The organism is Caulobacter sp. AP07 (assembly GCF_000281955.1).
Lineage (GTDB): Bacteria > Pseudomonadota > Alphaproteobacteria > Caulobacterales > Caulobacteraceae > Caulobacter.
Window position 1 is genome coordinate 1 of sequence record NZ_AKKF01000241.1, and the last position, 25,870, is coordinate 25,870.

Annotated in this window: 28 protein-coding genes; 9 read left to right on the forward strand and 19 right to left on the reverse strand. The window is 70.1% G+C overall.

All coding sequences use genetic code 11. The annotated features are described in order from the left end of the window. The first annotated feature begins 389 nt into the window (after positions 1–389). The 6 genes from PMI01_RS21630 to PMI01_RS21655 all read left to right on the forward strand — a co-directional run bounded on the left by PMI01_RS21630 (position 390) and on the right by PMI01_RS21655 (position 8,463). Positions 390–1,610 (forward strand): nitrate/nitrite transporter, encoded by a 1,221-nt coding sequence (locus PMI01_RS21630; RefSeq protein ID WP_007674250.1) that lies wholly within the window; start codon positions 390–392, stop codon positions 1,608–1,610. A 23-nt stretch (positions 1,611–1,633) separates the two neighbouring features. Next, positions 1,634–4,102, forward strand: a complete 2,469-nt coding sequence (gene nirB, locus PMI01_RS21635; RefSeq protein ID WP_007674251.1) for a nitrite reductase large subunit NirB — start codon at positions 1,634–1,636, stop codon at positions 4,100–4,102. Beyond that, complete coding sequence (nirD, locus tag PMI01_RS21640) at positions 4,099–4,461, forward strand: nitrite reductase small subunit NirD (protein WP_007674252.1); 363 nt, start codon at positions 4,099–4,101, stop codon at positions 4,459–4,461. Before nirB ends, nirD begins: the two co-directional genes overlap by 4 nt. After that, positions 4,461–7,160, forward strand: a complete 2,700-nt coding sequence (locus PMI01_RS21645; protein WP_007674257.1) for a nitrate reductase — start codon at positions 4,461–4,463, stop codon at positions 7,158–7,160. Before nirD ends, PMI01_RS21645 begins: the two co-directional genes overlap by 1 nt. Beyond that, on the forward strand, positions 7,147–7,929 hold the full coding sequence (cobA, locus tag PMI01_RS21650) for a uroporphyrinogen-III C-methyltransferase (RefSeq protein ID WP_007674259.1): 783 nt from the start codon (positions 7,147–7,149) through the stop codon (positions 7,927–7,929). Before PMI01_RS21645 ends, cobA begins: the two co-directional genes overlap by 14 nt. 189 nt (positions 7,930–8,118) lie before the next feature. After that, a complete protein-coding gene (locus PMI01_RS21655; RefSeq protein WP_007674261.1) occupies positions 8,119–8,463 on the forward strand; it encodes a hypothetical protein in 345 nt (114 codons plus the stop codon). 4 nt (positions 8,464–8,467) lie between these two features. Here PMI01_RS21655 and PMI01_RS21660 read toward each other — a convergent pair whose 3' ends face one another. The 13 genes from PMI01_RS21660 to PMI01_RS26570 all read right to left on the reverse strand — a co-directional run bounded on the left by PMI01_RS21660 (position 8,468) and on the right by PMI01_RS26570 (position 17,648). After that, positions 8,468–8,827, reverse strand: coding sequence for a hypothetical protein (locus PMI01_RS21660; RefSeq protein WP_007674263.1), 360 nt, complete (start codon positions 8,825–8,827; stop codon positions 8,468–8,470). Then, positions 8,824–10,377: a GMC oxidoreductase gene (locus PMI01_RS21665; RefSeq protein ID WP_007674264.1), complete on the reverse strand. Its 1,554-nt coding sequence runs from the start codon at positions 10,375–10,377 to the stop codon at positions 8,824–8,826. Before PMI01_RS21665 ends, PMI01_RS21660 begins: the two co-directional genes overlap by 4 nt. Before the next feature lie 40 nt (positions 10,378–10,417). Further along, a complete protein-coding gene (locus PMI01_RS21670; RefSeq protein WP_007674266.1) occupies positions 10,418–12,175 on the reverse strand; it encodes a M56 family metallopeptidase in 1,758 nt (585 codons plus the stop codon). Continuing rightward, positions 12,165–12,533, reverse strand: a complete 369-nt coding sequence (locus PMI01_RS21675; protein ID WP_007674268.1) for a BlaI/MecI/CopY family transcriptional regulator — start codon at positions 12,531–12,533, stop codon at positions 12,165–12,167. Before PMI01_RS21675 ends, PMI01_RS21670 begins: the two co-directional genes overlap by 11 nt. A gap of 97 nt (positions 12,534–12,630) precedes the next feature. Next, positions 12,631–12,753, reverse strand: coding sequence for a hypothetical protein (locus PMI01_RS26785; protein ID WP_007674270.1), 123 nt, complete (start codon positions 12,751–12,753; stop codon positions 12,631–12,633). Beyond that, the gene (locus PMI01_RS27270; RefSeq protein WP_007674273.1) at positions 12,750–12,914 is read right to left on the reverse strand and encodes a hypothetical protein; all 165 of its coding nucleotides are present in this window, start codon (positions 12,912–12,914) and stop codon (positions 12,750–12,752) included. The genes PMI01_RS26785 and PMI01_RS27270 overlap by 4 nt, the downstream gene beginning before the upstream one ends. A 123-nt stretch (positions 12,915–13,037) precedes the next feature. Beyond that, complete coding sequence (locus tag PMI01_RS21680) at positions 13,038–13,580, reverse strand: DUF1697 domain-containing protein (RefSeq protein WP_007674276.1); 543 nt, start codon at positions 13,578–13,580, stop codon at positions 13,038–13,040. Between the two features lie 62 nt (positions 13,581–13,642). Continuing rightward, entirely contained in the window at positions 13,643–14,803 is a 1,161-nt protein-coding gene (gene metC, locus PMI01_RS21685) for a cystathionine beta-lyase (RefSeq protein WP_035037710.1), read from the reverse strand. A gap of 292 nt (positions 14,804–15,095) precedes the next feature. Further along, positions 15,096–16,640 (reverse strand): GDL motif peptide-associated radical SAM/SPASM maturase, encoded by a 1,545-nt coding sequence (locus tag PMI01_RS21690; protein WP_007674280.1) that lies wholly within the window; start codon positions 16,638–16,640, stop codon positions 15,096–15,098. 73 nt (positions 16,641–16,713) lie between these two features. Further along, on the reverse strand, positions 16,714–16,893 hold the full coding sequence (locus PMI01_RS21695) for a DUF1843 domain-containing protein (protein WP_007674282.1): 180 nt from the start codon (positions 16,891–16,893) through the stop codon (positions 16,714–16,716). A gap of 109 nt (positions 16,894–17,002) precedes the next feature. Beyond that, a complete protein-coding gene (locus PMI01_RS21700) occupies positions 17,003–17,185 on the reverse strand; it encodes a DUF1843 domain-containing protein (protein ID WP_007674283.1) in 183 nt (60 codons plus the stop codon). Positions 17,186–17,240: 55 nt separating this feature from the next. Then, on the reverse strand, positions 17,241–17,408 hold the full coding sequence (locus PMI01_RS26565) for a DUF1843 domain-containing protein (RefSeq protein ID WP_007674284.1): 168 nt from the start codon (positions 17,406–17,408) through the stop codon (positions 17,241–17,243). Positions 17,409–17,480: 72 nt separating this feature from the next. After that, the gene (locus tag PMI01_RS26570) at positions 17,481–17,648 is read right to left on the reverse strand and encodes a DUF1843 domain-containing protein (RefSeq protein WP_007674285.1); all 168 of its coding nucleotides are present in this window, start codon (positions 17,646–17,648) and stop codon (positions 17,481–17,483) included. A 350-nt stretch (positions 17,649–17,998) separates the two neighbouring features. Here PMI01_RS26570 and PMI01_RS21705 point away from each other — a divergent pair, with 350 nt between their 5' ends. Further along, positions 17,999–18,673, forward strand: a complete 675-nt coding sequence (locus PMI01_RS21705; RefSeq protein WP_007674286.1) for an SAM-dependent methyltransferase — start codon at positions 17,999–18,001, stop codon at positions 18,671–18,673. Here the strand turns inward: PMI01_RS21705 and sseA are convergent. From sseA to PMI01_RS21725, 4 genes are all read right to left on the reverse strand, one after another. Continuing rightward, positions 18,670–19,527 (reverse strand): 3-mercaptopyruvate sulfurtransferase, encoded by an 858-nt coding sequence (gene sseA / locus PMI01_RS21710; RefSeq protein ID WP_007674287.1) that lies wholly within the window; start codon positions 19,525–19,527, stop codon positions 18,670–18,672. The genes PMI01_RS21705 and sseA overlap by 4 nt on opposite strands. Before the next feature lie 79 nt (positions 19,528–19,606). Beyond that, on the reverse strand, positions 19,607–20,605 hold the full coding sequence (locus PMI01_RS21715) for a cysteine synthase A (RefSeq protein ID WP_007674288.1): 999 nt from the start codon (positions 20,603–20,605) through the stop codon (positions 19,607–19,609). A gap of 105 nt (positions 20,606–20,710) precedes the next feature. Continuing rightward, entirely contained in the window at positions 20,711–20,992 is a 282-nt protein-coding gene (locus tag PMI01_RS21720; RefSeq protein ID WP_007674289.1) for a hypothetical protein, read from the reverse strand. A 106-nt stretch (positions 20,993–21,098) separates the two neighbouring features. Further along, positions 21,099–22,322 carry an SAM-dependent methyltransferase gene (locus tag PMI01_RS21725; protein ID WP_007674290.1) on the reverse strand — a complete coding sequence of 408 codons (1,224 nt, stop codon included), beginning with the start codon at positions 22,320–22,322 and terminating at the stop codon, positions 21,099–21,101. A gap of 256 nt (positions 22,323–22,578) precedes the next feature. Between PMI01_RS21725 and rfaD the strand changes: the two genes are divergently transcribed. Next, a complete protein-coding gene (gene rfaD / locus PMI01_RS21730) occupies positions 22,579–23,580 on the forward strand; it encodes an ADP-glyceromanno-heptose 6-epimerase (RefSeq protein ID WP_007674292.1) in 1,002 nt (333 codons plus the stop codon). Between the two features lie 146 nt (positions 23,581–23,726). Beyond that, entirely contained in the window at positions 23,727–25,214 is a 1,488-nt protein-coding gene (locus PMI01_RS21735) for a hydroxymethylglutaryl-CoA synthase family protein (protein ID WP_007674294.1), read from the forward strand. Between the two features lie 7 nt (positions 25,215–25,221). Here the strand turns inward: PMI01_RS21735 and PMI01_RS21740 are convergent, their stop codons facing one another. Together PMI01_RS21740 and PMI01_RS21745 are read right to left on the reverse strand one after the other, a co-directional pair. Then, on the reverse strand, positions 25,222–25,605 hold the full coding sequence (locus PMI01_RS21740; protein WP_007674296.1) for a type II toxin-antitoxin system VapC family toxin: 384 nt from the start codon (positions 25,603–25,605) through the stop codon (positions 25,222–25,224). Then, positions 25,602–25,856 (reverse strand): type II toxin-antitoxin system VapB family antitoxin, encoded by a 255-nt coding sequence (locus PMI01_RS21745; RefSeq protein WP_035037719.1) that lies wholly within the window; start codon positions 25,854–25,856, stop codon positions 25,602–25,604. The genes PMI01_RS21740 and PMI01_RS21745 overlap by 4 nt, the downstream gene beginning before the upstream one ends. Positions 25,857–25,870 lie beyond the last annotated feature (14 nt).

Consider the following 25,870-nt stretch of genomic DNA (forward strand, 5'->3'; position numbering starts at 1 on the left):
TCGCAGAGGCTGTCCGGGACCCAGGGGCCGGTGCACTGCGGTTGCCCTGGGTCCCGGCCTTTCGCTTCGCTACAGCCGGGATGACAACGATGGGGAGGGCGGCATCGAGTCCGAACTCAGGCTGTCCGGTCGCGAGCCATCATCCGACCTACGTCATCTGCTCATGTTTCAGGCAGGTGCGCTGCCTGTCTGCTGAGCAATCGCGCGATGCGCGCCCATCGACACCGCATTGCAGCATGGCGCGTGACACCGCCGACCTGCCAGCCCTTCACTGACATCAGGCCTTCGGACAACGGCGTTCGTGGCTGCCAGAGACGACCGCTCGGATGCGGTCACCCGCCGGACGCTGAACCGTCCCCTCTCGCAGACACGCAACACCGAGGGCTCCCATGCTTTCTCGCGATTTCCTCAAGGCCGGCCACGCGCCGACGCTGTTCGCCGCGTTCCTGTATTTCGACCTCAGCTTCATGGTTTGGGTGATCCTGGGCCCGCTGGGCGTCGCCATCGCCAAGGACTTCCATCTCGACCCCGCCCAGAAGGGCCTGATGGTCGCCATCCCCGTCCTGGCCGGGGCGCTGCTGCGCCTGGTCAACGGCGTGCTGGTCGACCGGATCGGTCCCAAGAAGACGGGGATGATCGGCCAGATGATCGTCCTGACCGGCTTGGTGCTGGCCTGGGCGGTGGGCATCCACAACTATCATCAGGTGCTGGCCCTGGGCCTGGTGCTCGGCGTGGCGGGCTCGTCGTTCGCCGTCGCCCTGCCGCTGGCCTCGCGCTGGTATCCGCAGGAGCATCAGGGCCTGGCCCTGGGCATCGCCGGCGCCGGCAATTCGGGCACCGCCCTGGCCGCCCTGTTCGCGCCGATCCTGGCCAAGAGCTTCGGCTGGCAGAACGTCATCGGCCTGGCCGCCATCCCGCTGGCCGTCGCCTTCGTCGTCTACATGCTGCTGGCCAAGGACGCCCCCGAGCAGCCCGCCCCCAAGAAGCTGGCCGAATACATGGACGTGCTGAAGGTGCCGGACGCCTGGTGGCTGATGCTGCTCTATGCGGTGACCTTCGGCGGCTTCGTCGGCCTGGCCTCGTCCCTGACCATCTATTTCAACTCCGAATACGGCCTGACCCCGGTGGTCGCGGGCTTCTTCACCGCCGGCTGCGTGTTCGCCGGTTCGTTCATCCGTCCGGTGGGCGGCGCCCTGGCCGACCGCTTCGGCGGCGTGCGGACCCTGACCATCGTCTTCGCCCTGGCCGCCGTCGGCCTGGCCCTGGCCAGCTTCCAGATGCCCTCGGCCTACATGGCCCTGGCGGTGCTGATGTTCTCGATGCTGGCCCTGGGCGCCGGCAACGGCGCGGTGTTCCAGCTGGCGCCGCAGCGGTTCCGCAAGGAGATCGGGGTGATGACCGGCCTGATCGGCATGACCGGCGGCGTTGGCGGCTTCTACCTGGCCTCGACCCTGGGCATGGCCAAGAAGATGACCGGTTCCTACCAGATCGGTTTCCTCGGCTTCGCGGCCCTGGCGGTGTTCGCCCTGGTGGCCCTGCACAGTCTGAAGGCCCGCTGGCGCTCGGTCTGGCCGACCCTGCACGCCGACGCCGCTCCGATCCGCGTCTAGTCCCGACGACCAGGAACATGACCATGAGCAAAGCCCAAGTCCGGGAAAGACTAGTCGTCATCGGCAACGGCATGGCCGGTTGCCGGGCGGTCGAGGAGGTCCTCAAGCGCGACCCCGACCGCTACGACATCGCCATCTTCGGCGCCGAGCCGAGGGTCAACTACAACCGCATCATGCTGTCGCCGGTGCTGGCCGGCGAGAAGAGCTTCGCCGACATCGTCATCAACGACGAGGCCTGGTACGCCGACAACGCCATCACCCTGTACGCCGGGCGGACCGTCACGAGCGTCGACCTCGAAGGCCGCAAGGTGGTCGCCGAGGGCGGTCTGGAGGTTCCCTACGACAAGTTGATCCTGGCCACCGGCTCGGACCCGTTCCGCCTGCCGCTGCCGGGTATCGATCTTGCGGGCGTGGTCACCTTCCGCGACCTGGACGACGTCGAGGCGATGGTCGCCGCCTCGGCCAAGCCGAACGCGCGGGCCGTGGTGATCGGCGGCGGCCTGCTGGGGCTGGAGGCCGCCTACGGCCTGGCCCGGCGCGGCATGGCCGCCACCGTCGTCCACCTGATGGACGTCCTGATGGAGCGCCAGTTGGACGAGAGCGCCGGCTTCCTGCTGCGCGAGGCCCTGGCCGAACGCGGCGTCGAGACGGTAATGGGCGCCCACTCCGAAGAGATCGTCGGCGAGAACGGCCAGGTCACCGGCCTGAAGCTGAAGGACGGTCGCACCCTGCCGTGCGACCTGCTGGTCATGGCCGTGGGCATCAAGCCCAACGCGGGCCTGGCCCGGGCCGCCGGCCTGAACGTCAATCGCGGGGTGGTCGTCGACGACGCCATGCGCACCTCCGACCCGGCGGTGTTCGCGGTCGGCGAATGCGCCGAGCACCGGGGCAACTGCTACGGCTTGGTCGCGCCCATCTGGGACATGTGCCGCTCGCTGGCCCAGTCGATGACCGACGGGGAGGGCGCCTACGAGGGCTCCGTCCTTTCGACCCGCCTGAAGGTCTCCGGCGTCGACGTGTTCTCGGCCGGCAAGTTCGCCGGCGGCGAGGGCTGCGAGGACATCGTGTTCCGCGACGCCGGGCGCGGCGTCTACAAGCGGGTGGTGATCGAGGACGGCAAGGTGGCCGGTGCGGTGCTGTTCGGCGATGCGGTCGACGGCAACTGGTACTTCGACCTGATGCGGGCCGGGACCCAGGTCTCGGACATCCGCGACACCCTGATCTTCGGCCAGGCCATCACGGAGGGTCTGTCCGGCCTGGACCCTAACGCCGCCGTTGCGGCCATGCCCGACACGCAGGAAATCTGCGGCTGCAACGGTGTCTGCAAGGGTTCGATCGTTTCGGCCATTACCACCCAGGGTCTGACGACGCTGGACGACGTGAAGGCGGTCACCAAGGCCTCGGCCTCGTGCGGCTCGTGCACGCCGCTGGTCGAGCAGGTGCTGAAGCTGACCCTGGGCGACGACTTCAAGGCCCAGGTCGGTCCCAAGCCGATGTGCAAATGCACGCACCACCCGCACTCGGCGGTGCGCGAGGCCATCCTCGACATGGACCTGAAGTCGATGCCGGCGGTGATGCAGGCCATGGAATGGACCACGCCCGACGGTTGCTCGTCCTGCCGTCCGGCCCTGAACTACTACCTGCTGTGCGCCTGGCCGGCCGAATATCGCGACGACAAGCAGTCGCGCTACATCAACGAGCGGGTCCACGCCAACATCCAGAAGGACGGGACCTATTCGGTCGTGCCGCGCATGTGGGGCGGCATGACCACGCCCGACGAACTGCGGGCCATCGCCGACGTCGCCGACAAGTTCGCCATTCCGGCCGTCAAGGTCACCGGCGGCCAGCGCATCGACCTGCTGGGCGTCAAGAAGGACGACCTGCCGGCCGTCTGGGCCGACCTCAACGCGGCCGGCATGGTCAGCGGCCATGCCTACGCCAAGGGCCTGCGCACGGTGAAGACCTGCGTCGGCAGCGACTGGTGCCGGTTCGGCACCCAGGACTCCACCGGCCTGGGCATCCGCCTGGAGAAGTTCCTCTGGGGCTCGTGGGCTCCGGCCAAGGTCAAGCTGGCGGTGTCGGGCTGCCCGCGCAACTGCGCCGAGGCCACCTGCAAGGACTTCGGCGTGGTCTGCGTCGACAGCGGCTACGAGATCCATATCGGCGGCGCGGCCGGCCTGCACATCCAGGGCACCAAGGTGCTGACCCACGTCGCTTCCGAGGACGAGACCGTCTGGGTGATCGCCGCGGCCATGCAGCTGTATCGCGAGGAGGGCTGGTACCTGGAGCGCGTCTACAAGTGGATGGCCCGCGTCGGGCTGGAGAGCATCCAGGCCAAGGTCACCGACCCCGAACAACGCAAGGCGCTCTACGACCGCTTCGTGTTCTCGCAGCGCTTCGCCCGCATCGACCCGTGGGCCGAGCGCGTGGCCGGCCGCCACACCGAGGAATTCACCCCCATGAGCCGCCGGATGGAGTTCGCCCCCGCATGAACGCGCCCATTCTTTCGAAAGATTGGAAACCGCCGATCTGGATCGACGTCGGCGCGGTGACCGACATCCCCCGCCGTGGCGCGCGCCGCGTCACCAGCCCGCGCGGCGACATCGCCATCTTCCGCACCGGCGACGGCGAGGTGTTCGCCCTGATGGACGCTTGCCCGCACAAGGGCGGGCCGCTCAGCCAGGGCATCGTCCATGGCCGGGCGGTGGCCTGTCCGCTGCACAACTGGTCGATCGACCTGGCCAGCGGCGAGCCGATGGGGGCCGACAAGGGCAAGGGCTGCACGCCGGTCGTGCCGCTGGAGGTGCGCGATGGCCGCCTGCTGCTCAGCCTGGCGACGGCGGTGGCCTGATGGCCGACGGCGGCGGCGCGATCACGGTCAAGACCGCCTGTCCCTATTGCGGGGTCGGCTGCGGCGTGACCGGGGCCGTCGCCAGCCCGGGGGGCGAGGGCCGGGCGCTGTCGGTGACGGGGGATCCGGCCCATCCCGCCAACCTGGGCCGGCTGTGCTCGAAGGGCACGGCCCTGGGCGCGACGGTGGGGCTGCAAGGGCGGCTGCTGGAGCCGACCATCGGCGGCAAGCCCGCCAGCTGGACCGACGCCACCGCCCTGGTCGCCAAGCGCTTCCGCGACACCATCGCCAGGCACGGCCCCGACAGCGTCGCCTTCTACGTCTCCGGCCAATTGCTGACCGAGGACTACTACGTCGCCAACAAGCTGATGAAGGGCTTCATCGGCTCGGGCAATATCGACACCAACAGCCGGCTCTGCATGGCCTCGGCCGTGGCCGCCCACAAGCAGGCGTTCGGGGCCGACCTGGTGCCGGGCTGCTACGAGGACCTCGACCTGGCCGACCTGGTGGTGTTCAGCGGCCACAACGCCGCCTGGACCCATCCAGTGCTGTTCCGGCGCATGGAGGCCGCCAGGGCGCGCGGCCAGAAGCACGTGGTCATCGACCCGCGCCGTACCGACACCGCCGAGGGCGCCGACCTGCACCTGGCCATCGCGCCGCAGAGCGACGTGCGGCTGTGGAACGGCCTGCTGGCCGACCTGATCCGTCGCGGCGCGATCGACCGCGACTACATCGCCGCCCACGTCAACGGCTTCGCCGAGATCGAGGCGGCCCTGGTGGAGCTGGACCAGTCGCCCGCCGCCGTGGCCGCCGACTGCGGCGTGGCGCTGGACGATTTGCTGAATTTCTACAATCTGTTCTCCGACAATCCTAAGACCGTCAGCCTGTTTTCGATGGGCGCCAACCAGTCGGCCCAGGGCACGGCCAAGGGGCTGTCGATCCTCAATGTCCACCTGGCCACCGGGCGGATCGGCAAGCCGGGGGCCTGCCCGTTCTCGATCACCGGCCAGCCCAACGCCATGGGCGGCCGCGAGACCGGCGGCATGGCCAACACCCTGGCCGGCCACATGGACTTCGCTCCCGCCGACCGCGACCGCGTCGCCCGGTTCTGGGGCGCGCCCGACACCGCCCGCGCCCCGGGCCTGAAGGCCGTCGAGATGTTCGAGGCGGTGCGTTCGGGGAAGATCAAGGCGATCTGGGTGATGGCCACCAACCCGGCCGTCAGCCTGCCCGACGCCAGCCGGGTGCGCGAGGCGCTGGAGCGCTGCCCGTTCGTGGTGGTCAGCGACTGCGTCGACACCGACACCACGGCCTTCGCCGACGTCAAGCTGCCGGCCCTGGCCTGGGGCGAGAAGGACGGCACGGTGACCAATTCCGAGCGCCGGATCTCGCGCCAGCGGGCGCTGTTCCCGGCGCCGGGTCAGGCCCGCGCCGACTGGCGGATCGTCGCCGACGTGGCCAAGGCCATGGGCTTCGACGGTTTCGGCTGGGCTTCGCAGGCCAGCGTGTTTCGCGAATGGGCGCGGCTGACGGCCTATGAGAACCAGGATCGCGTTCTCAACCTCTCGGGTCTTTCCGCTATCACGCCAGAGACTTACGCGGGACTTCTGCCCGTGCAGTGGCCGGTGTCGGCGGACGGTCAGGGCACGCCGCGGCTGTTCACCAATGGCCGCTTCCAGACCTCCGACGGCCGGGCCCGCATGATCCCGACCCGGCCGCGTGGTCCGGCCGACGCCGTCGACGCGGCCTATCCCCTGTCGCTCAACACCGGCCGCATCCGCGACCAGTGGCACACCATGACCCGCACCGGCCTGGCCCCCGACCTCTGCCGCCACGCGCCCGAGCCGTTCGTCGAGGTCCACCCCGCCGACGCCGAGGCCGCCGGCCTGAAGGACGGCGCCCTGGCCCGGGTGATCACCGTGCGCGGCGAGGCCGTGGCCGTGGCCAAGGTCACCGACCGCCAGCGGCCGGGCGGCGTGTTCATGCCCATGCACTGGACCGACGCCTTCGCGCCGTCCGGCCGCTCCAATCCGCTGATCGCGCCTAACCTCGACCCGGTGTCCGGCCAACCGGAGTTCAAGCACACGCCCGCCCGGATTCGCGCCTATCGCGAGACCTGGAAGGGTTTCCTGCTGACGCCCGACGCCCGGAGCGCGCCCCTCGGCCAGGACCTGGTCTGGCGGCGTATCCCGCAGGACGCCTGCCAGCTGCACGAGTTCGCCGGTCGCGGCGACGAGGCCCAGCGCGAGGCCGTGCGCAGGGCCCTGACCAAGGGTCTGGCCGGCGAGGTCGTCGCCTATGACGACGCCGCCACCGGCGCGCGACGCGAGGCCTGGGTCCGCGACGGCCGGCTGGTCGCCGTGCTGTTCATGACGACCACTGGCCGCCTGCCGCCGCGCGACTGGCTGGCCGACCTGTTCGCCCAGCCGGCCCTGGACGCCGAGGCCCGCGCGTCGCTGCTGTTCGGCCGCGCGCCCGGCGCGCCCGTCGACAAGGGGCCGCTGGTCTGCGCCTGCCTGAAGGTCGGGGCCAAGGCCGTGCAGGCCGCCATCGTCGCCGGGGCCGCCAGCCCCGACGCGGTCGGCGCCGCCACCGGAGCCGGGACCAACTGCGGGTCCTGCCGTCCCGAGATCGCCCGGATGATCGCCGCGTCGCCGGCCGCTTCGCCCGTCAAGGAGACCGCCCATGTCGTCGCATGATCCCAAGGCCGGCCGCGTCCTGCTGGTCGGCGCCGGCCCAGGTCCGGTCGACCTGATGACCGTCCGCGCGGTGCGCGCCGTCGAGGGCGCCCAGGCCCTGCTGTACGACGCCCTGATCTCCGAGGAGGCGATCGCCCTGGCCCCGCCCGGCTGCGTGCGCATCCAGACCGGCAAGCGGGCCGGCAAGCCCAGCATGCACCAGGACGAGATCAACCGCCTGATGCTGCGCCTGGCCCGCAAGGGCCTGCGGGTGGTGCGGCTGAAGGGCGGCGACCCGTCGATCTTCGGCCGGGTGGGCGAGGAGGCCGCCTTCCTGCAGGACCACGGCGTGCCGGTCGAGGTGGTGCCCGGTGTCACCGCCGCCTGCGCCGCCGCCGCCCAGTTCGGTTTTCCCCTGACCCATCGCGGCGAGGCCCGCCGCGTGGTGTTCACCACCGCCCGCCTGGAGGCCGGGGCCCTGGCCGGCGACTGGAGCGCGGCGTCCGACCCCGAGGCGACCATGGCCGTCTATATGGGCGGCGAGGTCGCCGCGGCCCTGAGCGAACGGATGATCGCCGCGGGCCGCTCGCCCGACACCCCGGCCCTGGCGGTCGAACAGGCCGGCGGGGCGCAGGCCCGGCTCTATCGCGGCACCCTGGCGACCCTGGCCGGCCAATTGGCCGAGACGCGCGGCGGTCCGGTGCTGATCGTCATCGGCGAGGTCGCGGCCCAGGCCGGCGACGCGCGGGCTCTGACCGAGGAGGATGGCGCGCGGGTCCTGAGGGCGTGACCCGTCCACGGCTAGCCTCGCGCGCCCCGTTTCGTCCCCTGTTCGCCGTTCTGTGCAATTTCTCCGCTTATCGCGGCGATCGTCGGCGATGTGAGCCCGGATCACCGCCAGCATCGTCATTTTTGTTGCAAAATCCCGATCTGGACGCGAACTTTCTCCGCAAGCCAATTTTGCAGGACGGAGATATTCATGCGCACCTCGATGTGCAGCGCCTTGGCGGCGGTGTCGTTGATCGCGGCCATTTCGGGTTCGGCGTGGGCGCAGGACGCCGCGCCTGCCGCGCCCGGCGCCGTGGCGACCGCGAAGGCGTCGCTCAACCTTGATACGCCGATCGCGGTCATCGCCGCCGATCCCAGGGGCAAGGCCGTCCTGGACAAGGACCTGCCGGGCCTGACGATCCACCCCATGTTCGAGTCGTTCAAGAACGACTCCCTCAAGCAGTTCCAGCCCAAGACCAGCGGCGCCATCAGCGACGACAGCCTGGCGGTGACCGCGAAGGACCTGGCGGCTCTGGATACGCCCCAAGGCCGCTAGGGGGTCAGCGCGTCTCCAGCGCCAGCAGCGCGAACAGCGCGCCCTCGGTGTCGGACAGCCGCCATCCGCGATGGACGAACACCGCCCCGCGCCGGAAGTCCTCGGCCGCGTGGCGGCGCAGGGCCAGCAGGACCTCCGGACCGCGTCCGTTCGGGAACAGCCGTGTCGCCAGGACGGCGGCGGTGGTCGGCGGCCGAGCCGCCAGCCAGGCCTGGCCGATCCGCGCGGCGGCGGCCATGTCCAGGTCCGCGAACAGCGTCGCCTTGGGGTCGGCGGAGCCCGCCCGCGCAAGGGTGGGCAGGGCGGCTCCGGCGGTCGCGGCGAACAGGGCGGCCAGGAGATCGCGGCGGGCGAGGGCGGTCATCGACGGGCTCCGAACTCTTGCTTCAGGTGGTCGGCCAGGCGCATGACCAGGGCCAGGATCGTCAGGGTCGGGTTGGCGATGCCGGAGGTCGGGAACACCGAACTGCCGGCCACGTAGAGGTTGCCCGTCTCGTGGACCCGTCCGTCGGGGTCGACCACGCCCTGGCGAGGATCGGCGTGCATCCGCGTCGTGCCCATGTGGTGGCGCGAGGCGCTGGAGATTTCCAGCAACGTCTGGCGCTTGATCGGCCAGCACGCACGGCCTTGGCCGGACGCGCCCAAGGCGTCGCCGAAGCCCGCCACCGAGCGCTCCAGGCTGTCCCAGTCGGTCCTGGAATAGGTCCAGTCCAGGCGGATGCGCGGCATGCCCAGGGCGTCCTTGGCGGCGGGGTCGAGGGTCACGCGGCTGTCGGGATTGGGGAAATGCTCGGTCATCGCGAAGAAGCCCAGAAGTTGGCCTCCGCCCGCGCCCTGGCCATCGATCCTGGCGGCCGCCTTGCCGATCGTCTTGGTCTCGGCCTTGGCCGGCGTTCCGGCGCCGGTCTCCTCGCCGGCGTAGAAGGTCGCGGTGAAGTTGCCGGTCCCCATTCGCCGCTGGGCGAGCGCGCCGCTGCCGAGCACGCAGTGGGAGCCGCGACGGGCCCCGAGATAGAGGTCCATCGGCGCGTCGCGCGAGATATGGACGGCCGTGCCCTCCGTCTCGGCGTCGGTGTCGGCCGCATAGGTGACGTGGCCCTGGAAGAACCGGCCGACCAGGTCGTGGCGGTTGCCGATCCCGGTCGCGCGGACGTCGTTGGAGGCCAGCAGCAGGCGGACATTCTCGATGCCGCCGACCGCCAGGACGTAGGTCTTGCCGACGGCCGTGTGGCGCTTGCCGTCCAGGCAGGCCACGTCCAGCCCCGCGACCTGGTCGCCGGCCGGGTTCAGGGCGATCCGGACGACGTTGGCGTGCAGGTAGACGGTGATGTTGGGCGCGTCGGCGAAGTCGGTGCGGAAGCGGTCGAACGCCGCCTTGTCCGAGCCGCCGGAATAGTGGGTGAAATGCCGCGGGGCGGGGAAGAAGCCGTCCTCGGGGGCCAGGTCCAGCGGCCGACGCGCCGGGTCCTGCAGGATCTTGTCGTCACGGTCGAAGCGCGGGATTTCCAGCAGGTCGCAGGCCCGGTCGTAGAACGGCTGCATCTGCTCGCGGGTGACCGGCCAGCCGCTGTGCGGGGCCCAGGCGCGGGCCGCGAAGTCGGCGGGGTCGAGCGGCGCGCACTTGCCGCCCCAGACCATGCCCGAACCGCCCAGCACCCGGGCCCGGGACTGGCCCGGATAGTCGTTGAACGGCCTGTCCGGGTTGTCGGGCGCGCGGATCACGGCCGAGCCGGCGTAGAGGGCCTGGTTGTCGGCGTCGATGTCGCGGCCGCCGCTCTCCAGGATGGCGACCTTCAGCGGACCGCCGGCCAACTCCTTGGCCAGGGTGACGCCGGCCATGCCGCCGCCGATGATCACCAGGTCGGCCTCGATCCGGCTGGCGTCGGGCAAGGTTCGGGCGTCGATGAAAGCCATCGTGTTTCCTGTCGGGTTTTGAAGGGGTTAGGGCGTGGGCTTAAGCCCGCGCGCCCCTGGCCTTGAGGTAGTCGGCGACGGCGCGGTGGCCGTGCTTGACGGCTTCGCCGAGCGGCGAGCGGGTCTCGCCGCGATTGGCGGGAACGGCGCGGTTCACGTCCGCGCCCTGGTCGATCAGGTAGGCGACGGTCGCCAGGTCGCCGGACTGGGCGGCGTTGATCAGCGGGGTTTCGTCGCCCGGCACGAAGGATTCGACCGAGGCGCCGTGCTCGACCAGGGTCCGAACGATGTCGAGACGTCCGCCGGCCGAGGCGGCGATCAGGGGATCGCCTTCGCCGCGCAGGGCTTGGCGGGCGTCGGCGCCCTTGGCCAGCAGCAGGTCGACCAGTTCGACTCGACCCGAGCGCGCCGCCGCGATCAGCGGCGTGCCGTCGCCCGGCGCGGCCCGGTTCACGTCGGCGCCCTTCTCGACCAGATAGCTGACGGTGGCCAGGTCGCCCGAGCGGACGGCGTTGATCAACGGGGTTCCGTCGCCAGGCACATGGGTTTCGAGCCTGGCGCCGTGCTCGACCAGGGTCTTGGCTATGTCCAGGCGACCCTCGGCGGCGGCGGCGATCAGGGGCGCGCCGTCGCCGCGCATGGCCAGGCTGGGGTCGGCGCCGCTGTCCAGCAGCAGGGCGACCAGATCGGCCCGGCCCGAACGGGTCGCCTCGATCAGGGGCGTCCCGTCGCCGGCGGCCTTGAAGTCGACGTCGGCGCCTTTGGCGATCAGGTCCCTGGCCCTGGCGGCGTCGCCGTCGCGAACCGCCTGGAACAGCGGGCTGGCGAAGGCCTGGACCCGGTCGTGGACCGAGACGCGGCGGGCTTCGTGAACCACCCGGGCCGGCTGCGAGGCCCAGACGGCGAAGCCGGCGCCCAGGATGACGGCGGCGACGGCGACGCCGCCGACGAGGTGGTGGCCGCGGCCTTGGCGGTGCTGTTTCAGCATGACGAACCTCTCCTTGAGCTGCTTGTGGGCCGAGGCTGGCCAGTGGCAGCCGAGCGGCGGCGCGTGGGGCGCCAGTTGGGTCTTGAGCATCGCCTCGCCATAGGCCAGGCGAGCGACCGGGAAGCGGGTCAGCACCGCCGCGTCGCAGGCGATCTCCTGATCGACGCGCAGGCGGCCGGCCCCGAAGTGGACCAGCGGGTTGAACCAGAACAGGCACTGGACCGCGGTGGTCAGGGCGTTGATCTGGGCGTCGCCGACCGACAGGTGATTGCGCTCGTGCGCCAGGATCAGGGCTTGCTCCTCGAGCGTGAAGCGCGCCGCGAAGTCGGCGGGCAGCACGACCTTGGGCAGGAGGGCGCCGATCACCGCCGGGCCGACGCCGGCGTGCTCGGCGTGGAACAGGTCGGCGTCGCCGCGCAGGCGTCCCAGCGCCTTGACGAACCGTCGCTGGCGCTCGGCCTGGACGCCGATCGCCAGCAGGGCGACCAGGGCCCAGACGGCGATCAGCGCGTTGTGGAGGCGCGGGCGCGCGACGCGGTCTCGCGGGGCGGGGCCGGAGACGGTCGCGGCGGTCGCGGGCGGGGTGATCGCCGTCGACGTCGCGGCGGCCGGAGCGCGTGCGGCGAGCGCCGGAACCGTCACGGTTCGCGCCGGCAGCAGCACGGCCAGGGCGGCGAGCGGCGCGACCAGCCAGAGACCGTAGGCGACGCGGGCCCCGAACAGGCGCCGCACGGGCCGGCGCAGGATCAGGACCAGGAGGATGGCCGCGCCCAGGGCCAGGTTGGCGCGGACCAGCAGGTCAGCGGCCATCGTCGTGCGCCTTCAGGATACGGCGAAGTTCGGCGATGTCGGCGTCGCTCAGCCGTTCACGCTGCGAGAAGTGGCTGACCAGCGGCGCCAGGCGGCCGTCGAACAGCCGGTCGAGCAGGCCCTGGCTCTCGGCGTGCACATAGTCGCCCTGGGCCACCAGCGGCCGATAGAGGAAGCGACGACCATCGCGTTCTGCGGCGATGGCGTCCTTCTTCAGCAGCCGGTTCAGCAGCGCCTTGACCGTGCCCTCCGCCCAGGCCTGTTCGTCGGCCAGGGTGGCGGTGATTTCCTCGGCGGTCAGCGGGCTTTTCGCCCACAGCGCCTTCATGATCTGGCTTTCGGCCGTACTGATCCGCATGGGAACGCTCCGTGTTCCCTCTAACGATTACCAACGTAATCGCTGCGGTCAATCTGCGATTATGTTTGTAAACGATATGTAATGCGAACCTGGACCCTCAGGTCTTGGTGCCGCGCTCGGCCTTCGGATCGACGGGCGGTCGCGGGCGGTCGCCGCCGGTGGAGCGCGGGTCGTTGAGGCCCTTGGGCGCGGAAGGGCGCGTGCCCGGATAGGTCTTCATGCGTGGAAGTCCTGATCGGCGGAAGGGGAGCGGGCCGGCGTGGTCCCTAGGCGAGCCAGGGCGGGCTGGAGCATCGGCCGGGGCGGCAGGAGTTTCCAGGCGAACGGAAAGGCGAGCGCGACCAGGGCGCACGCCGCCGACAGCTCGAAGAGCCAGTCCATGGGGTGATGTCTCGAAGGACGACCGCGCCGGAGCCGATCAACCGCCTCGCGGCGGCTCGCTCTCGACGGCCGAGTTTCACCCATAGCAGCGCGCGGGACGTCTTGTCAGGTTCGAACTGGCGATCAGCCGGCGACCATCTCGGCCAGGGCCAGCACGGTGGTCCAACTTCTGCCGGTGATCCGCGTGCCCAGGGTCTTCTCGACCAGGCTGTTGGTCAGCTTCGAACCGCCGACGCCGTCGGGATAGATGGCATAGAGCTGGCGGCTCTCGGCGCGCACCTGTTCCGTGCCGCGGATCGCCGCGCGCAGGGCGCCGATCGCCTTCTTGTCCGGGGTGTCCTTGAGGAACAGGGTCATCAGCCAGCCGGGATCGGCCGCCGCGAATTCCGGGAACGGGTTGGCGGCGACAAGCGCCTGCCAGGCCTGGGCGGTGCGGACATAGACGTCGGTGCGCAGGGCGAAGCGGGCCATCAGCTCGGTCTCCAGCTGGGCCTGCAGCTCGGCGCCGGTGCGCCCGTCGCTGTTGAACACCAAGTCGCCGACCTTGGGGCCCATGCGCACGTCGGTGTGGCCCAGGTCGGTCAGCAGGCCGGTCAGGTCCTCGGCGGCGATCAGGCGGCCGCCGGCGGCGTTGACGCCACGCAGCAGGGCGATGTGGAGGGACATGGTCGGGCCTTTCGAACGAGGCGGCTGTTTAGACCTTCAACGCCGCGTCGTCGCGAACCGATTTATGCGTTCAGGGCCGCGAAGCCGCGTTCGAGGTCGGCCTTCAGGTCGGCGACGCTCTCGAGGCCGACATGCAGGCGCAGCAGCGGGCCCTCCAGCCTGACCGGGACCGAGCGGTTCTTCAGCTGCGGGTCGCAGTGGATGGCCAGGCTCTCGTAGCCGCCCCAGGAGAAGCCCAGGCCGAACAGTTGCAGCGCGTCGAGGAAGGCGTGGACGGCCTTTTCCCGCGCGGGGTTCAGCACCACGCCGAACAGGCCGCAGGCCCCGGTGAAGTCGCGCTTCCACAGGGCATGGCCCGGATCGCCCTCCAGGGCCGGATGCAGGACGCGGGCGACCTCCGGGCGGCCTTGCAGCCAGCGGGCGATCTCCAGGCCGGCGGCCTGGTGCGCGGGCAGGCGGGTGGCCAGGGTGCGCAGGCCGCGCAGCACGGTGTAGGCGTCGTCGGGCGACACCGACCAGCCGATGTCCCACATCGCGTCGCCCAGCTGGTTGCCGATGACGTTGTCGGCGGTGGCGGCGCTGCCCATGAACACGTCCGAATGGCCGCCGACATATTTGGTCAGGGCCTGGACGCTGATGGTCACCCCGTGGGCCAGCGGCTTGAAGTAGAAGCTGGCCGCCCAGGTGTTGTCGATCAGGGTCAGGACGCCGCGGGCGTTGGCGGCGGCGGCCAGGGCGGGGATGTCCTGCATCTCGAAGGTCAGGGAGCCGGGGGCTTCCAGCAGGATCAGCCGGGTGCGCGGCGTGCACAGGGCCATCACCCCCTCGGGCGACAGGGCTGGGTCGTAATAGGTGGTGGTGACGCCGAACCTCGTCAGCACCCGGTCGCAGAACCGGCGGGTGGGCTTGTAGGCGCTGTCGACCACCAGGATCTCGTCGCCGGCCTTCAGCAGGGCCAGCATGACGCCGGTGATGGCGGCCAGTCCCGAGGGGTAGAGCGTGACGTCCGGCGAGCCCTCCAGCTCGGCCAGGGCCAACTGCAGGTTGGCCGGCGAGGACAGGCCGGTGATGCCGTAGGTCAGCTGGTCGTCGTCGTACAGCGAGGCGGCGTTGGGCAGCAGCACCGTCGAGCCGCGCTGGATCGGCGGATTGACCGTGCGCGCCAGCGTGCCGCCGCCCTTGGGCGGGGCGCCCTTGCGGATCAGGCGGGTTTCTTCATCCAGGGGCATGGCGGACTCGGGGCGGCTGCGACACCTGGAGGTGTACGGCGCGCGCGCGAACCGGTTCAAGGCCGGAAATCCTGTCCAGGCTTGGAGAGGCGCTGGCGGAGGCAGGGCGACACATGGCGCCGGCGCGCCCCCTCCGTTCGTCATTCCCCGACGTGTTCGGGGGACCCAAGCAGAGTCTGACGCTCTGTCCAGCGCCGCTTGGGTCACCCGCATAAAGCGGGTGATGACGGTATTTTTGAGGTGAAGGCGCGCTCGCGGGCCTGGGCCAGCCAACCATCCACGGCGTTTAGCCTCCCGTCGCCCCCGTCTCCAGGCGGGCGGCCCGGGCCTGGGCGGCCTTGGCCAGGATGCGGGTGGCGTCGGCGATCAGCGCCCGGCGGCGCGCCTGCTCGGCCTCGTGGGCGGTCGCCGCCGCCGCGACGTCGGCGTCGCAATGCGGGCAGGTCACCTCGTGCGGCCAGATGTATTGCTGGCAGGACCGGCACGGCTTGAGGCTGGGAGGCAGGGCGCCGCCGGCCGCCGAACGCTCGCGCCGCGCCACGTGCACCATCGCCGGATCCCGGACCGGCAGGGGCGTGACCTCGGCCCCGGGGATGGCTTCGGTGATCAGGGCGAATTCGCCGACGGCGAAGCTTTCCTGCGGGGCCTCGCGGATCTTGACCACCCGCTCGCGCAGGCCGTGCTTGGCCAGGTCGAGCACCCGGTGGTGGCAGTAGGGGTTGTTGCCCCGCTTGCCCAGCAGCGATTCCGAGGTCCAGGTGCAGCCGGCCCGGCAGACGTCGGCGTAGTAGCAGGTGCGGCAATAGCCCCACAGCTCCTCGACGTCGCGCAGGCGGCCAAAGCTCATCTTCTCGCTGTGGCGCCAGATGTCGCCGACGCTCATCTCGCGCACATTGCCGGCCGCGTAGAGCGAGGTCGCCAGGGACGGGCAGCCCTTGATTGTGCCGTCGGCCTCGATGCCGATGCCGGTCTGGCCGGCCGAGCAGCCGTTCCAGTGGTCGGCGTCGTCGCCGAAGCCGCGCCAGATGTGCTCGTAGGGGCCGAAATAGCCAACATTGTTGCCGACCACCATCAGCAGGCCCCGGGCCTCGCCCTCGCGATAGAGCCTCGCCAGCAGGGGCATGACCTCGATCAGCTTGTAGGGTTGCAGCAGCAGTTCGGGATTGTCGACCGCGTTGCCCATGGCGACGGTCAGCTGGATCTGCCAGTGGGTGGCGCCGGCCTCGATGATGCGGTCCATCAGCTCAGGCAGGTGCTCGGCGGTCTCGGCCCCGATCTGGGTGTTGACCGAGACGGCCATGCCCCGGGCCTTGGCCCGCCTGAGGGCGTCGATCGCCTGGTCGTAGGAGCCGGGCACGCCGCGCACCCGGTCGTGCAGGTCGGGCAGGCCGTCGATCGACACGCCCACGCCTTGCAGTCCGGCCTCGGCCGCCTCGTCCAGGCGCTTGTCGGTCAGGTTGCGGGCCCCGGTCTGGATGGCGGTGCGGATGCCGTGGTCGCGGCTGCGGCGGATCAGCTCGATCCAGTCCTTGCGCAGATAGGCCTCGCCGCCGATCAGGGTCAGCTCCCGCGTGCCCAGCGCCGCCAGGTGGTCGACCAACTCCAGCGCCTCGGCGGTGTTCAGCTCATCGCTGCGCGGCCGGCCGGCGCGCGAGCCGCAGTGCTGGCACTTGAGGTTGCAGGCCAGGGTGACTTCCCAGACCACGTGCACCGGCACCAGTTCGGTATAGTCGCTGTCGACCCGGTAGCGGACGGGCTTGCCGACCAAGTCGCGGGGCATGCTGTCGGGCAGGCCGGCGGGGGCCGGAGCGTGCGAGATCGTGTCCGTCATCACGGTCGGTCCTTGATCGGCCTGGAAGATGCGCCCGCCGACGCCCGAAGGACGCCGGCGAACGCGGGGGAGATCAGCGCTTGGCGCCGCCTTCGAGCTTGGCGATCTCGACCTTGAGCGCCGTCAGCAGGGTGGGGATGTCGCCGTACTCGGTCACGTGCGCCTCGGCCTGGGCCTGCAGGCGCTGAAGCTCGGTCAGGTCGCCCTTGGCGATGCCGTCGGTGATAGCCGATCCGTAGAGAACCATAGCCATGGTCTTGGCCTCCGTCTGAGGTGGGGGGATTGCGGCGTCGTCCGGTCGTTGAGCGGCCTGGAAGACACGTCCGCCGACGCCCGAGGGACGTCGGCGGGTGCGGGGGAGATCAGCGCTTGGCACCGCCTTCGAGCTTGGCGATCTCGACCTTGAGCGTGGTCAGCAGGGTGGGGACGTCGCCGTACTCGGCCAGGTGGGCCTCGGCCTGGGCCTGCAAACGCTGGAGCTCGGCCAGGTCGCCCTTGGCGATGCCGTCGGTGATGGCTTGTCCGTAGAGGATGATGATGGCCATGGTCTTGGCCTCCGTTCGAAGTGGATGGGCGTGGATGGGGTTGCGGCGTCGCGCGTCAGCCGCCGAGCTTGGCGATCTCGACCTTCAGCAGGGCGAGCAGGGTGGGGATGTCGCCGTATTCGGCCAGGTGGGCCTCGGCCGCGGCCTGGGCTTCCTTCAGCCGGGCCAGTTCGCCGGACGCGATCGCGTCGGTGACCGCGACGCCATAGGGTTTGATGCTCATGAGCGGTTTCCTCGCTTGGCCCCTTTTCGGAGCCCTGTGTTGGGGCGGTCTCGCGTCGGTGGCGGCCGGGCGTCAGGTCAGCTTGGCGATCTCGACCTTGAGCAGGGAGAGCAGGGTCGAGATGTCGCCGTGCTCGCGCACGTGCTCCTCGGCCAGGGACTGCAGCTTGCGCAGCTGGTCCAGGTCACCGCCGGACACGGCCTGGGTGATGGCGGCGGCATAGAGGGGGATCGGCGTCATGGGGACCTCCTGAGGACATGAACAAGGGGCATGGGGGCGGGCCGCGTTCCGGGGGAGCGCGTCCAACAGGGTGCGGGTCTCGAACGGACGTGGAGGCGGAATGCGGCGCACGGGCTTGGGACAGGCGACGTGAGCCGCCATCGACGCGCGAGCGCCTTGGATCCGTTTCTCGTCCTGGATGTCACGCGGGCACAGTCGACGGCCGATCACGCCGTCGAGGCGGACGAAGATCGCGATCCTTCGCCCAAGCCGGAGGGTCGTGGAAAGGCGGCTTTATGTCAACCGATGAGTGTGTAAACGACTTGTGATAGCATAGCGGTTGCTCCTGTCACGCGAACCGGGAACCGCCCATGACCCTGACGAACATCGAAGCGCCCGCCGATCCGACCGCCGCGCGGCGGCTGATCCTGGCCCTGGACGCCGCCTCCAGGCCGATCAACGACTCCGCGCTGGACGCGGCCCTGGGCTTACGGATCGCCCAGGTGGAAGGGCGGCTCAACACCCTGGAGTTGCTGGACCGCTACGGGGTCCAGCGTTTCGCCCAGGGCGACCTGTCCTATGCGGTGGTGCGGTCGTTCTACCGGGCGATCGGCCCGGAGGCGCGCCGCCGGCCCGCGCCCCGGGTGCTGGACCTGGGCAGCGGCTACGGCCGGTTCGGCTTCTATGGGGCGCTGCGTCACGGCCTGACGGTCCACGGCCTGGAACTGGTCGCCGAGCGCGCCGCCGAAGCCGCCCGCGCCGCCGCCGCCCTGGGCCTGAAGGGCCTCCTGTCGTTCGAGGCCGGCGACATGCTGGCCGTCGCGTGGCCGCCGGCCGAGATCTATTGCATGATGAACTCGGTGCTGCCCGACCTGCTGCCGCCGGTGCTGGCCAGGCTGGAGACGGAGGCGCGTGGGCGACGGATCGTGGTCGCCTCGGTTTCGACCAGCAACCGCGCTTTCGCCGCGGCGGGCTGGCTGCGCGAGATCCCGATCACGGTCGAAGATCCGGCGGCGCGCGAGCTGCGCCTCTGGGAGTCGATCTAGAGGGGCGCGGCCTCGCCCGTCGCCACCGGCACGTCGTCGCGGCCGCCCCATTCCGTCCACGAGCCGTCATAGACCGCCGCCCGCGGCTTGCCGAGCCGGGCCAGGGCCAGGGAGACGACGGCGGCGGTGATGCCCGAGCCGCAGGTGGTGGTGATCGGCCTGGCGATGTCGACGCCGGCCGCCTCGAACACGCCGGCCAACCTGTCGGCCGGCAGCATCGTACCGTCCGGGGCCAGCAGGGCCGACAGCGGAATGTTGCGCGAGCCGGGGATGTGGCCGCCGCGCAGGCCGGCGCGGGGCTCGGGGTCCTTGCCCGTGAAGCGACCGGCGGCGCGGGCGTCGATCACCTGCTCGCGACCCGTCTCCAGGTTGCGCTTCATCTGGTCGATGGAGCGGACGATGTCGGCCTGAAAGCGCGGGGTGAAGTGGCGCTCCTGGGCGGCCACGACGCCGTCCTCGACCGGGCGGCCCTCGGCGATCCACTTGGGCAGGCCGCCGTCCAGCACCACGACGTCCTCGTGGCCCATGGCCCGGAACTCCCACCAGACGCGGGCGGCGGGCAGGATGCCGCTGCTGTCGTAGACGACGATCCGCGATCCGTCGCCCAGGCCCAGCTTGCGGACCCGCGAGGCGAACTTGATGGGCGAGGGCAGCATGTGCGGCAGGTCGGAGGCTTCGTCCGAGATCTCGTCGATGTCGAAGAACACCGCGCCGGGAATATGGACCAGGTCGTACTCGGCCCTGGGGTCGCGCCGGGCGGCGGGCATGTGCCAGGAGCCGTCGACGATCCGCACGTCCGGCGCGTCGAGGTGCTCCTGCAGCCAGGCGGTCGAGACGAGCGGATCTTGGGTCATGGCTTGGCCTTTCGGGGTCTGACTCGCCCCTTGCTGGTCCTCAGGATCACGTGATCGGCGGCGAGGGGCAAGCGGAGAGCTACATCCACGGCGGCGCCGGCAGGCCCTTTTCCGCCAGGAAGACCGGGTTGAACAGCTTGCTCTGGTAGCGCGAGCCGTGGTCGCAGAGGACGGTCACGATGGTGTGGCCGGGGCCCATGGCCCTGGCCATGTGGATGGCGCCGGCGACGTTGATCCCCGACGAGCCGCCCAGGCACAGGCCCTCGTGCTCGACCAGGTCGAAGACCTGTTCCAGCATCTCCTGGTCGCTGATCCGGAACGGGTGGTCGATCACCAGGCCTTCGAGGTTGGCGGTGATCCGGCCCTGGCCGATACCCTCGCTGATCGAGGTTCCCTCGGCCCTCAGCTCGCCGTCGGCGTACCAGCTGTAGAGCGAGGCGCCGTGCGGGTCGGCCAGGCCGATCTTCACTGACGGCTTGCGGGCCCGCAGGGCGGCGGCGACCCCGGCCAGGGTGCCGCCCGAGCCGATGGCGCAGATGAAGCCGTCCACCCTGCCGTCGGTCTGTTCGAAGATTTCCGGGCCGGTGGTCTCGAAATGGGCCTGGCGGTTGGCGACATTGTCGAACTGGTTGGCCCAGACCACGCCGTTGGGCTCGGTCGCCGCCAGTTCCTCGGCCAGGCGGCCGGAATAGCGGACATAGTTGTCGGGGTTGGAATAGGGGACGGCGTCCACCTCGACCAGCTCCGCGCCCAGCAGGCGGATGGCGTCCTTCTTCTCCTGGCTCTGGGTGCGCGGGATGACGATGGTGGTCTTGTAGCCCAGGGCCGAGGCGACCATCGCCAGGCCGATGCCGGTGTTGCCGGCCGTGCCCTCGACGATCCGCCCGCCGGGCTTGAGCAATCCTCGCGCCTCGGCGTCGCGGATGATGCCCAGGGCGGCGCGGTCCTTGACCGACTGGCCGGGGTTCATGAACTCGGCCTTGCCGAGAATCTCACAGCCGGTCGCCGCGCTGGCGCGGTTGAGGCGGATCAGCGGCGTGTCGCCGATGGCGTCCAGGACGCTGCTCTTTATGGTCATCTCGTCGTTCCGGCCGCGCGGGAGGCAGGCATCGTAGATCGTGATGCGCGCCTCGCAAGCAAGGCCAGTTTTCCTGAAGACGCCGTCGCCGGTTTCAGGGAAGGTTCAATCCACCCGCTGGGTGATGATGACGTTGAGCAGCGCCAGTTGGTCGTTCACCGTCGTCGCCGCGCACCAGGCGCCGTGCAGACCCTCGACCTCGACCAGGACGTTTCCGATGGCGTCGATCATGATGCCCTCGGCGACGTCGGACGACACCTCGCCCAGCAACTGTTCGTCCTGCAGTTCACGGCACCAGGCGGTGACGGCGTCCTCCGCCGTGTCGGCGTCGAACTGGGTGATGTAGGTGCCGCCGTGGAAATCGAGGACCAGGGTGTAGAGGTTCATTGGGGGCCGACCTCTGATGTGCTTTGTGACGATGTAAGCACACCAGAGGTTGGGGCGCGCGGCCCAAGTTTCCAGGGCCGGCCAAGTTTCCAGGGTCGGCTTGGGCCTAGATGCGCGAGAGGCCCAGCTGGATCACGTTGGTGCGCTCGGTGCGGAAACCGGCTTCGCAATAGCTGAGATAGAACCGCCACAGCCGGCGGAAGCGCTCGTCGAAGCCCTGGCTCCTGATCTCGTCCCAGGCGCCTTCGAAGCGCCTGGCCCATTCGACCAGGGTGTCGGCGTAGTTCTGGCCAAAGCGGCTGACCCCGGTCCAGGCCAGGCCGGCGGCGGCGGTTTCCTGCCGCAGCCGCGCCTCGCTGGGCAGCATGCCGCCCGGGAACACGTAGCGCTGGATGAAGTCGGTGTGGCTGCGATACTTGGCGAACAGCTCGTCGCGGATGGTGATGATCTGCAGGCCGGCGCGACCGCCGGGCGACAGCACCTCGCGGATCTTGCCGAAATAGGTCGGCCAGTATTCCTCGCCGACCGCCTCGAACATCTCGATCGAGGCCACGCTGTCGAACTGGCCCTGGATGTCGCGATAGTCGATCAGCCGGATGTCGGCCCGGTCGGCCAGGCCCTGGTCGAACAGCCGCCGCCTGGCGAAGTCATGCTGGGCCTGGGAGATGGTCACGCCGGTGACCTTGGCGCCGACCTCCCTGGCCGCGAACTCGGCGAAGCCGCCCCAGCCGCAGCCGATCTCCAGCACGTGCTGGCCGGGCCGCAGGTCGATCGAGCGGGCCAGGGCCGCGTACTTGGCGTGCTGGGCCTCGCTCAGCGGCTGGCCAGGCGTTTCGTACAGGGCCGAGGAATAGGTCATGCTGGGGTCGAGCCAGCGCGAATAGAAGGCGTTGCCCAGGTCGTAGTGGGCGTGGATGTTCTTCCTGGAGCCCACTCGATCGTTGCGATGGAAGAGGTGGTAGAGGCTGTTGACCGCCTGCATCAGCGGATTGCCGCTGACCAGGGCCGTCAGCTTGTCGAAGTTGCGCGAGAAGGCCTCCAGCACCGCCGACAGGTCGGGGGTGTCCCATTCGCCCGCCATGTAGCCCTCGGCGAAACCGATGTCGCCCGAGGCCAGGGCCCGGCGGATGAACCGGTAGTCGCGGATCTGGATCACCGCGTCCGGTCCCGGGGTCTTGCCGTCGATGCGCAGCGGCCTGCCCGACGGCAGGACGAAGGTCAGGGTTCCCACCGCCCAGTTCTCGACCGCCACGCGCAGGGCGGTGCGGAAGGCGGCGGGGGCTTGGCGCAATTCGGGGTCGCGCCAGGTCGCAGGCAGGATATCGGTCATCGACGGTCCCATCCCTTACTGAGGACGAAAGTAAGAACTCACCAAACCGATGTGTAAATGGGGAGGTCCATCCAGCCGCGCGAGAGCTCCAGTCTTCCGCGAGGCCGAGGACGCGCCACCACCACCGGTTCAGGATAGATACGCGCGGCGGTGGCGCTTGGTTGCGGTGAAGCTGTTCCGGGCTCGACGACCAGGGTGTCGACGAAGGCGGGGACACGCGATTTGCCCCCCGGACCGCCTGTGGCATAAGCCTCTCATGTCCAGACGCGTCATCCTCGTCACCGGCGGCGCCGGTTTCATCGGCTCCAACATCGTCGCCAGGCTGTGCGAGGACCCCGCGTTCGACGTGGTGGTCTGCGACTGGCTGGGCGCGGCGGCCGACAACAAGTGGCGCAACCTCTCCAAGTCGCCGATCGCCGACTTCGTGGCCCCCGAGGCGTTGTTCGACTGGCTGGCCGTGCGCGGCGAAGAGGTCGAGCTGGTGATCCACATGGGCGCGGTGTCGTCGACCACCGAGCCCGACGCCGACAAGATCATCCACGCCAACTTCACCCTGTCGCGCGACCTGTGGCGGTGGTGCGCGGCCCATCAGCGGCGGCTGGTCTACGCCTCGTCGGCGGCCACCTATGGCGACGGCGACCAGGGGTTCGAGGGGCTGGACGACATCGACAGCCTCAAGGCCCTGCGGCCGCTGAACGCCTACGGCTGGTCCAAGGCGCTGTTCGACCTCTACGCCGCGCGCGAGGCCGAGCGCGGCAATCATCCGGCCCAGTGGGTGGGGCTGAAGTTCTTCAACGTCTATGGCCCCAATGAAGCCCACAAGGGCGACATGAAGTCGGTGGTCTGCCAGATCTGGCCCAAGGTGGCGGCCGGCGAGGGCGTGCGGCTGTTCAAGTCGCACCACCCCGACTACGAGGATGGCGGCCAGCTGCGCGACTTCGTCTATGTGCGCGACGTGGCCGACGTGGTGGCCTGGCTGGCCAAGAGCCCGCACGTCAACGGCGTCTACAACCTGGGTTCGGGCAAGGCCCGCTCGTTCAAGGCCCTGGCCGAGGCCACCTTCCGCGCCGTCGGCCGCGAGCCCGACATCGCCTATTTCGACATGCCCGAGGTGCTGCGCGGCAAGTACCAGTACTTCACCGAGGCGAAAATGGATCGCCTGCGGGCCGCCGGCTACAACGCGCCGATGACCGCGCTGGAGGACGGCGTGGAGGACTATGTGGCGGGGTTCCTGAATACGGACGACCCGTATCGGTGATGCGTGGCCGGGGATGAAGCCGGGGACCTGCACATGTGCATGCCCCCGGTCGCGACCTGACGCCACGTCACACTTGCCGACCCTTTCCGCGAGCGTAAGCTGATCGCCGATAACTCGCCGGGACAGGCGCAGATCGGGAGTGGAACATGGTCGGCATCGCCGCCTGGGGCGCCTATGCGCCGCGCCTTCGTCTCAGCCGCGAGGCGGTGACGCAGGCCAATGCCTGGGTGGCGCCGAACCTGCGGGCCAAGGCCAAGGGCGAGCGCGCCATGGCCAATTGGGACGAGGACGCCCTGACCATGGCGGTTGAGGCCGCCCGCGACGCCCTGGGTTCCGACGACGATCGTTCCGACATCGACGCCCTCTATTTCGCCTCGACCACGGCCCCGTTCAGCGACCGCCTCAACGCCGGGATCGTCTCGGCGGCCTTGACGCTGGAGAAGGCCATCGCCTCGGCCGACGTCACGGGCTCGCAGCGTTGCGGGCTGGGCGCACTGGGGCAGGCCCTGGCGGCGGTGAAGGGCGGGGCGGCCAGGCGCGCCCTGGTGGCGACCGGCGAGCATCGCCGGGCCCGGGCGGCGTCGCCCCAGGAGCTGGACTTCGGCGACGGCGCGGCCGCCTTCGTGGTCACCGCCGAGCCCGGCGCGGCCGAGTTCCTCGGCCGGGGCGGCGTCACCGACGACTTCGTCGACCACTTCCGCGGCGCCGACAGCGACTTCGACTATCAATGGGAGGAACGCTGGATCCGCGACGAGGGCATCGTCAAGCTGGTCCCGCCAGCCATTCGCCAGGCGCTTGAAGTCGCCGGTCTAAGCGCGGGTGACATCACGCATTTTTGCTTCCCGTCGACCTTCGCCGGCATGGCCGCCAGCCTGGCCAAGGCAGTGGGGATCGCGCCCGAGGCGGTGCGCGACAACCTGGGCCTGACCCTGGGCGAGGCCGGCTGCGCCCACGGCCCGCTGATGCTGGCCCATGCGCTGGAACAGGCCAAGGCCGGCGAGGTGATCCTGGTCGCCCAGTTCGGCCAGGGCGCCGAGGCCCTGGTGTTCCGGGCGGCCGACGACATCGCGAGCCGCCGCCCGGCGCGCGGCGTCACCGGCGCGCTGGCCGATCGAAGAGCCGAGGACAACTATCTGAAGTTCCTCACCTTCAATGGCCTGATCGAATGGGACAAGGGCATGCGGGCCGAGAAGGACAACAAGACGGCCCTGACCACCCTCTACCGCAACCAGGACATGATCCTGGGCCTGGTCGGCGGCCGCTGCCGCGAAACCGGCGTCGTCCAGTTCCCGCGCACCCGCATCTCGGTGGCCCCCAACAGTCCGGCGGTCGACACCCAGGAGCCGTACCGCTTCGCCGAGCGGCGCGCGAGCGTGCTCAGCTACTCGGCCGACTACCTGACCTTCTCGATGAGCCCGCCCAACCACTACGGCATGATCGTCTTCGAGGGGGGCGGGCGGATCATGATGGACATCACCGACGTCGAGCCCGGCGAGGTCGACAGCGGCCTGCCGGTCAAGATGGTGTTCCGCATCAAGGACGTCGACGAGAAGCGTGGCTTTACCCGCTACTTCTGGAAGGCCGCGCCGGATCGGGCGGCGGCGGCGGGCAAGTCCGCTCTGGCGGCGGAGTAGGGCGGTGTCAGACCGCGCGCTTCACATCGGTGGCGGCGAAGTCTTCGCCCTTGAACAGCAGGGGCAGGTCGCGCGCCTTGGCCAGGGCGTAGCTGAAGCAGTCGCCGTAGTTCAGACCGTGGCGGCCGCGCCTGTATCTCCTGAAGGCTTGCTCGGCCAGCTCGGTCAGCTCTTCGTCGAAGGCGACGGTCGTGAGCTTCAGATCGGCGATGACGGCGCCAAGCTCGGACGCCTTTTCATCGCCATGCCGTCGCGTGACCACGACGAAGGCCTCCAGCCGGCTTGGCGCCGAAATGAGCGCGGGGGTGTCGAGGAGCAATTGCAAGAAGCTCTCGGCTTCTGGTTCGCCTCGAAAGATCGCGATCAAGGCGGAGGTGTCGACGACGATCACCTGGGCAAGCCATCCGCGTCATACACGAGCTCTTCGTCGGTGCCGGCCTCAAGGATCGGCGCCGCCGCGACCCGTTTTTGGATCTCGCGAATGCGCGCCAGCCGCTCGGCGCGATCGTCGGCCTCGTCGGGCGTGCGGTCGAGTTCGGTGCGCAGAGCGCGCGTCACGGCCTCGGTCAAGGTCAACCCAGTCCTTCTAGCCAGTTGCCGCGCCAGCCGGTCGGCTTCTTCGCTGCGGATATAGAGGCTCATGACCCCGTATATAC

Coding starts and splice junctions, on each gene's coding strand:
- nirD (WP_007674252.1), top strand. CDS start 4,099: ATGAACGCGCCCATTCTTTCGAAAGATTGGAAACCGCCGATCTGGATC.
- PMI01_RS21745 (WP_035037719.1), bottom strand. CDS start 25,856: ATGAGCCTCTATATCCGCAGCGAAGAAGCCGACCGGCTGGCGCGGCAA.
- PMI01_RS21670 (WP_007674266.1), bottom strand. CDS start 12,175: ATGGCCGCTGACCTGCTGGTCCGCGCCAACCTGGCCCTGGGCGCGGCC.
- nirB (WP_007674251.1), top strand. CDS start 1,634: ATGAGCAAAGCCCAAGTCCGGGAAAGACTAGTCGTCATCGGCAACGGC.
- PMI01_RS21660 (WP_007674263.1), bottom strand. CDS start 8,827: ATGACCGCCCTCGCCCGCCGCGATCTCCTGGCCGCCCTGTTCGCCGCG.
- PMI01_RS21630 (WP_007674250.1), top strand. CDS start 390: ATGCTTTCTCGCGATTTCCTCAAGGCCGGCCACGCGCCGACGCTGTTC.
- cobA (WP_007674259.1), top strand. CDS start 7,147: ATGTCGTCGCATGATCCCAAGGCCGGCCGCGTCCTGCTGGTCGGCGCC.
- PMI01_RS21665 (WP_007674264.1), bottom strand. CDS start 10,377: ATGGCTTTCATCGACGCCCGAACCTTGCCCGACGCCAGCCGGATCGAG.
- PMI01_RS21715 (WP_007674288.1), bottom strand. CDS start 20,605: ATGACCATAAAGAGCAGCGTCCTGGACGCCATCGGCGACACGCCGCTG.
- PMI01_RS21720 (WP_007674289.1), bottom strand. CDS start 20,992: ATGAACCTCTACACCCTGGTCCTCGATTTCCACGGCGGCACCTACATC.
- PMI01_RS21645 (WP_007674257.1), top strand. CDS start 4,461: ATGGCCGACGGCGGCGGCGCGATCACGGTCAAGACCGCCTGTCCCTAT.
- PMI01_RS27270 (WP_007674273.1), bottom strand. CDS start 12,914: ATGGACTGGCTCTTCGAGCTGTCGGCGGCGTGCGCCCTGGTCGCGCTC.
- PMI01_RS21735 (WP_007674294.1), top strand. CDS start 23,727: ATGGTCGGCATCGCCGCCTGGGGCGCCTATGCGCCGCGCCTTCGTCTC.
- PMI01_RS26570 (WP_007674285.1), bottom strand. CDS start 17,648: ATGACGCCGATCCCCCTCTATGCCGCCGCCATCACCCAGGCCGTGTCC.
- PMI01_RS21690 (WP_007674280.1), bottom strand. CDS start 16,640: ATGACGGACACGATCTCGCACGCTCCGGCCCCCGCCGGCCTGCCCGAC.
- PMI01_RS21655 (WP_007674261.1), top strand. CDS start 8,119: ATGCGCACCTCGATGTGCAGCGCCTTGGCGGCGGTGTCGTTGATCGCG.
- rfaD (WP_007674292.1), top strand. CDS start 22,579: ATGTCCAGACGCGTCATCCTCGTCACCGGCGGCGCCGGTTTCATCGGC.
- PMI01_RS21675 (WP_007674268.1), bottom strand. CDS start 12,533: ATGCGGATCAGTACGGCCGAAAGCCAGATCATGAAGGCGCTGTGGGCG.
- sseA (WP_007674287.1), bottom strand. CDS start 19,527: ATGACCCAAGATCCGCTCGTCTCGACCGCCTGGCTGCAGGAGCACCTC.
- PMI01_RS21705 (WP_007674286.1), top strand. CDS start 17,999: ATGACCCTGACGAACATCGAAGCGCCCGCCGATCCGACCGCCGCGCGG.
- PMI01_RS21680 (WP_007674276.1), bottom strand. CDS start 13,580: ATGTCCCTCCACATCGCCCTGCTGCGTGGCGTCAACGCCGCCGGCGGC.
- PMI01_RS26565 (WP_007674284.1), bottom strand. CDS start 17,408: ATGAGCATCAAACCCTATGGCGTCGCGGTCACCGACGCGATCGCGTCC.
- PMI01_RS26785 (WP_007674270.1), bottom strand. CDS start 12,753: ATGAAGACCTATCCGGGCACGCGCCCTTCCGCGCCCAAGGGCCTCAAC.
- PMI01_RS21695 (WP_007674282.1), bottom strand. CDS start 16,893: ATGGCTATGGTTCTCTACGGATCGGCTATCACCGACGGCATCGCCAAG.
- PMI01_RS21700 (WP_007674283.1), bottom strand. CDS start 17,185: ATGGCCATCATCATCCTCTACGGACAAGCCATCACCGACGGCATCGCC.
- PMI01_RS21725 (WP_007674290.1), bottom strand. CDS start 22,322: ATGACCGATATCCTGCCTGCGACCTGGCGCGACCCCGAATTGCGCCAA.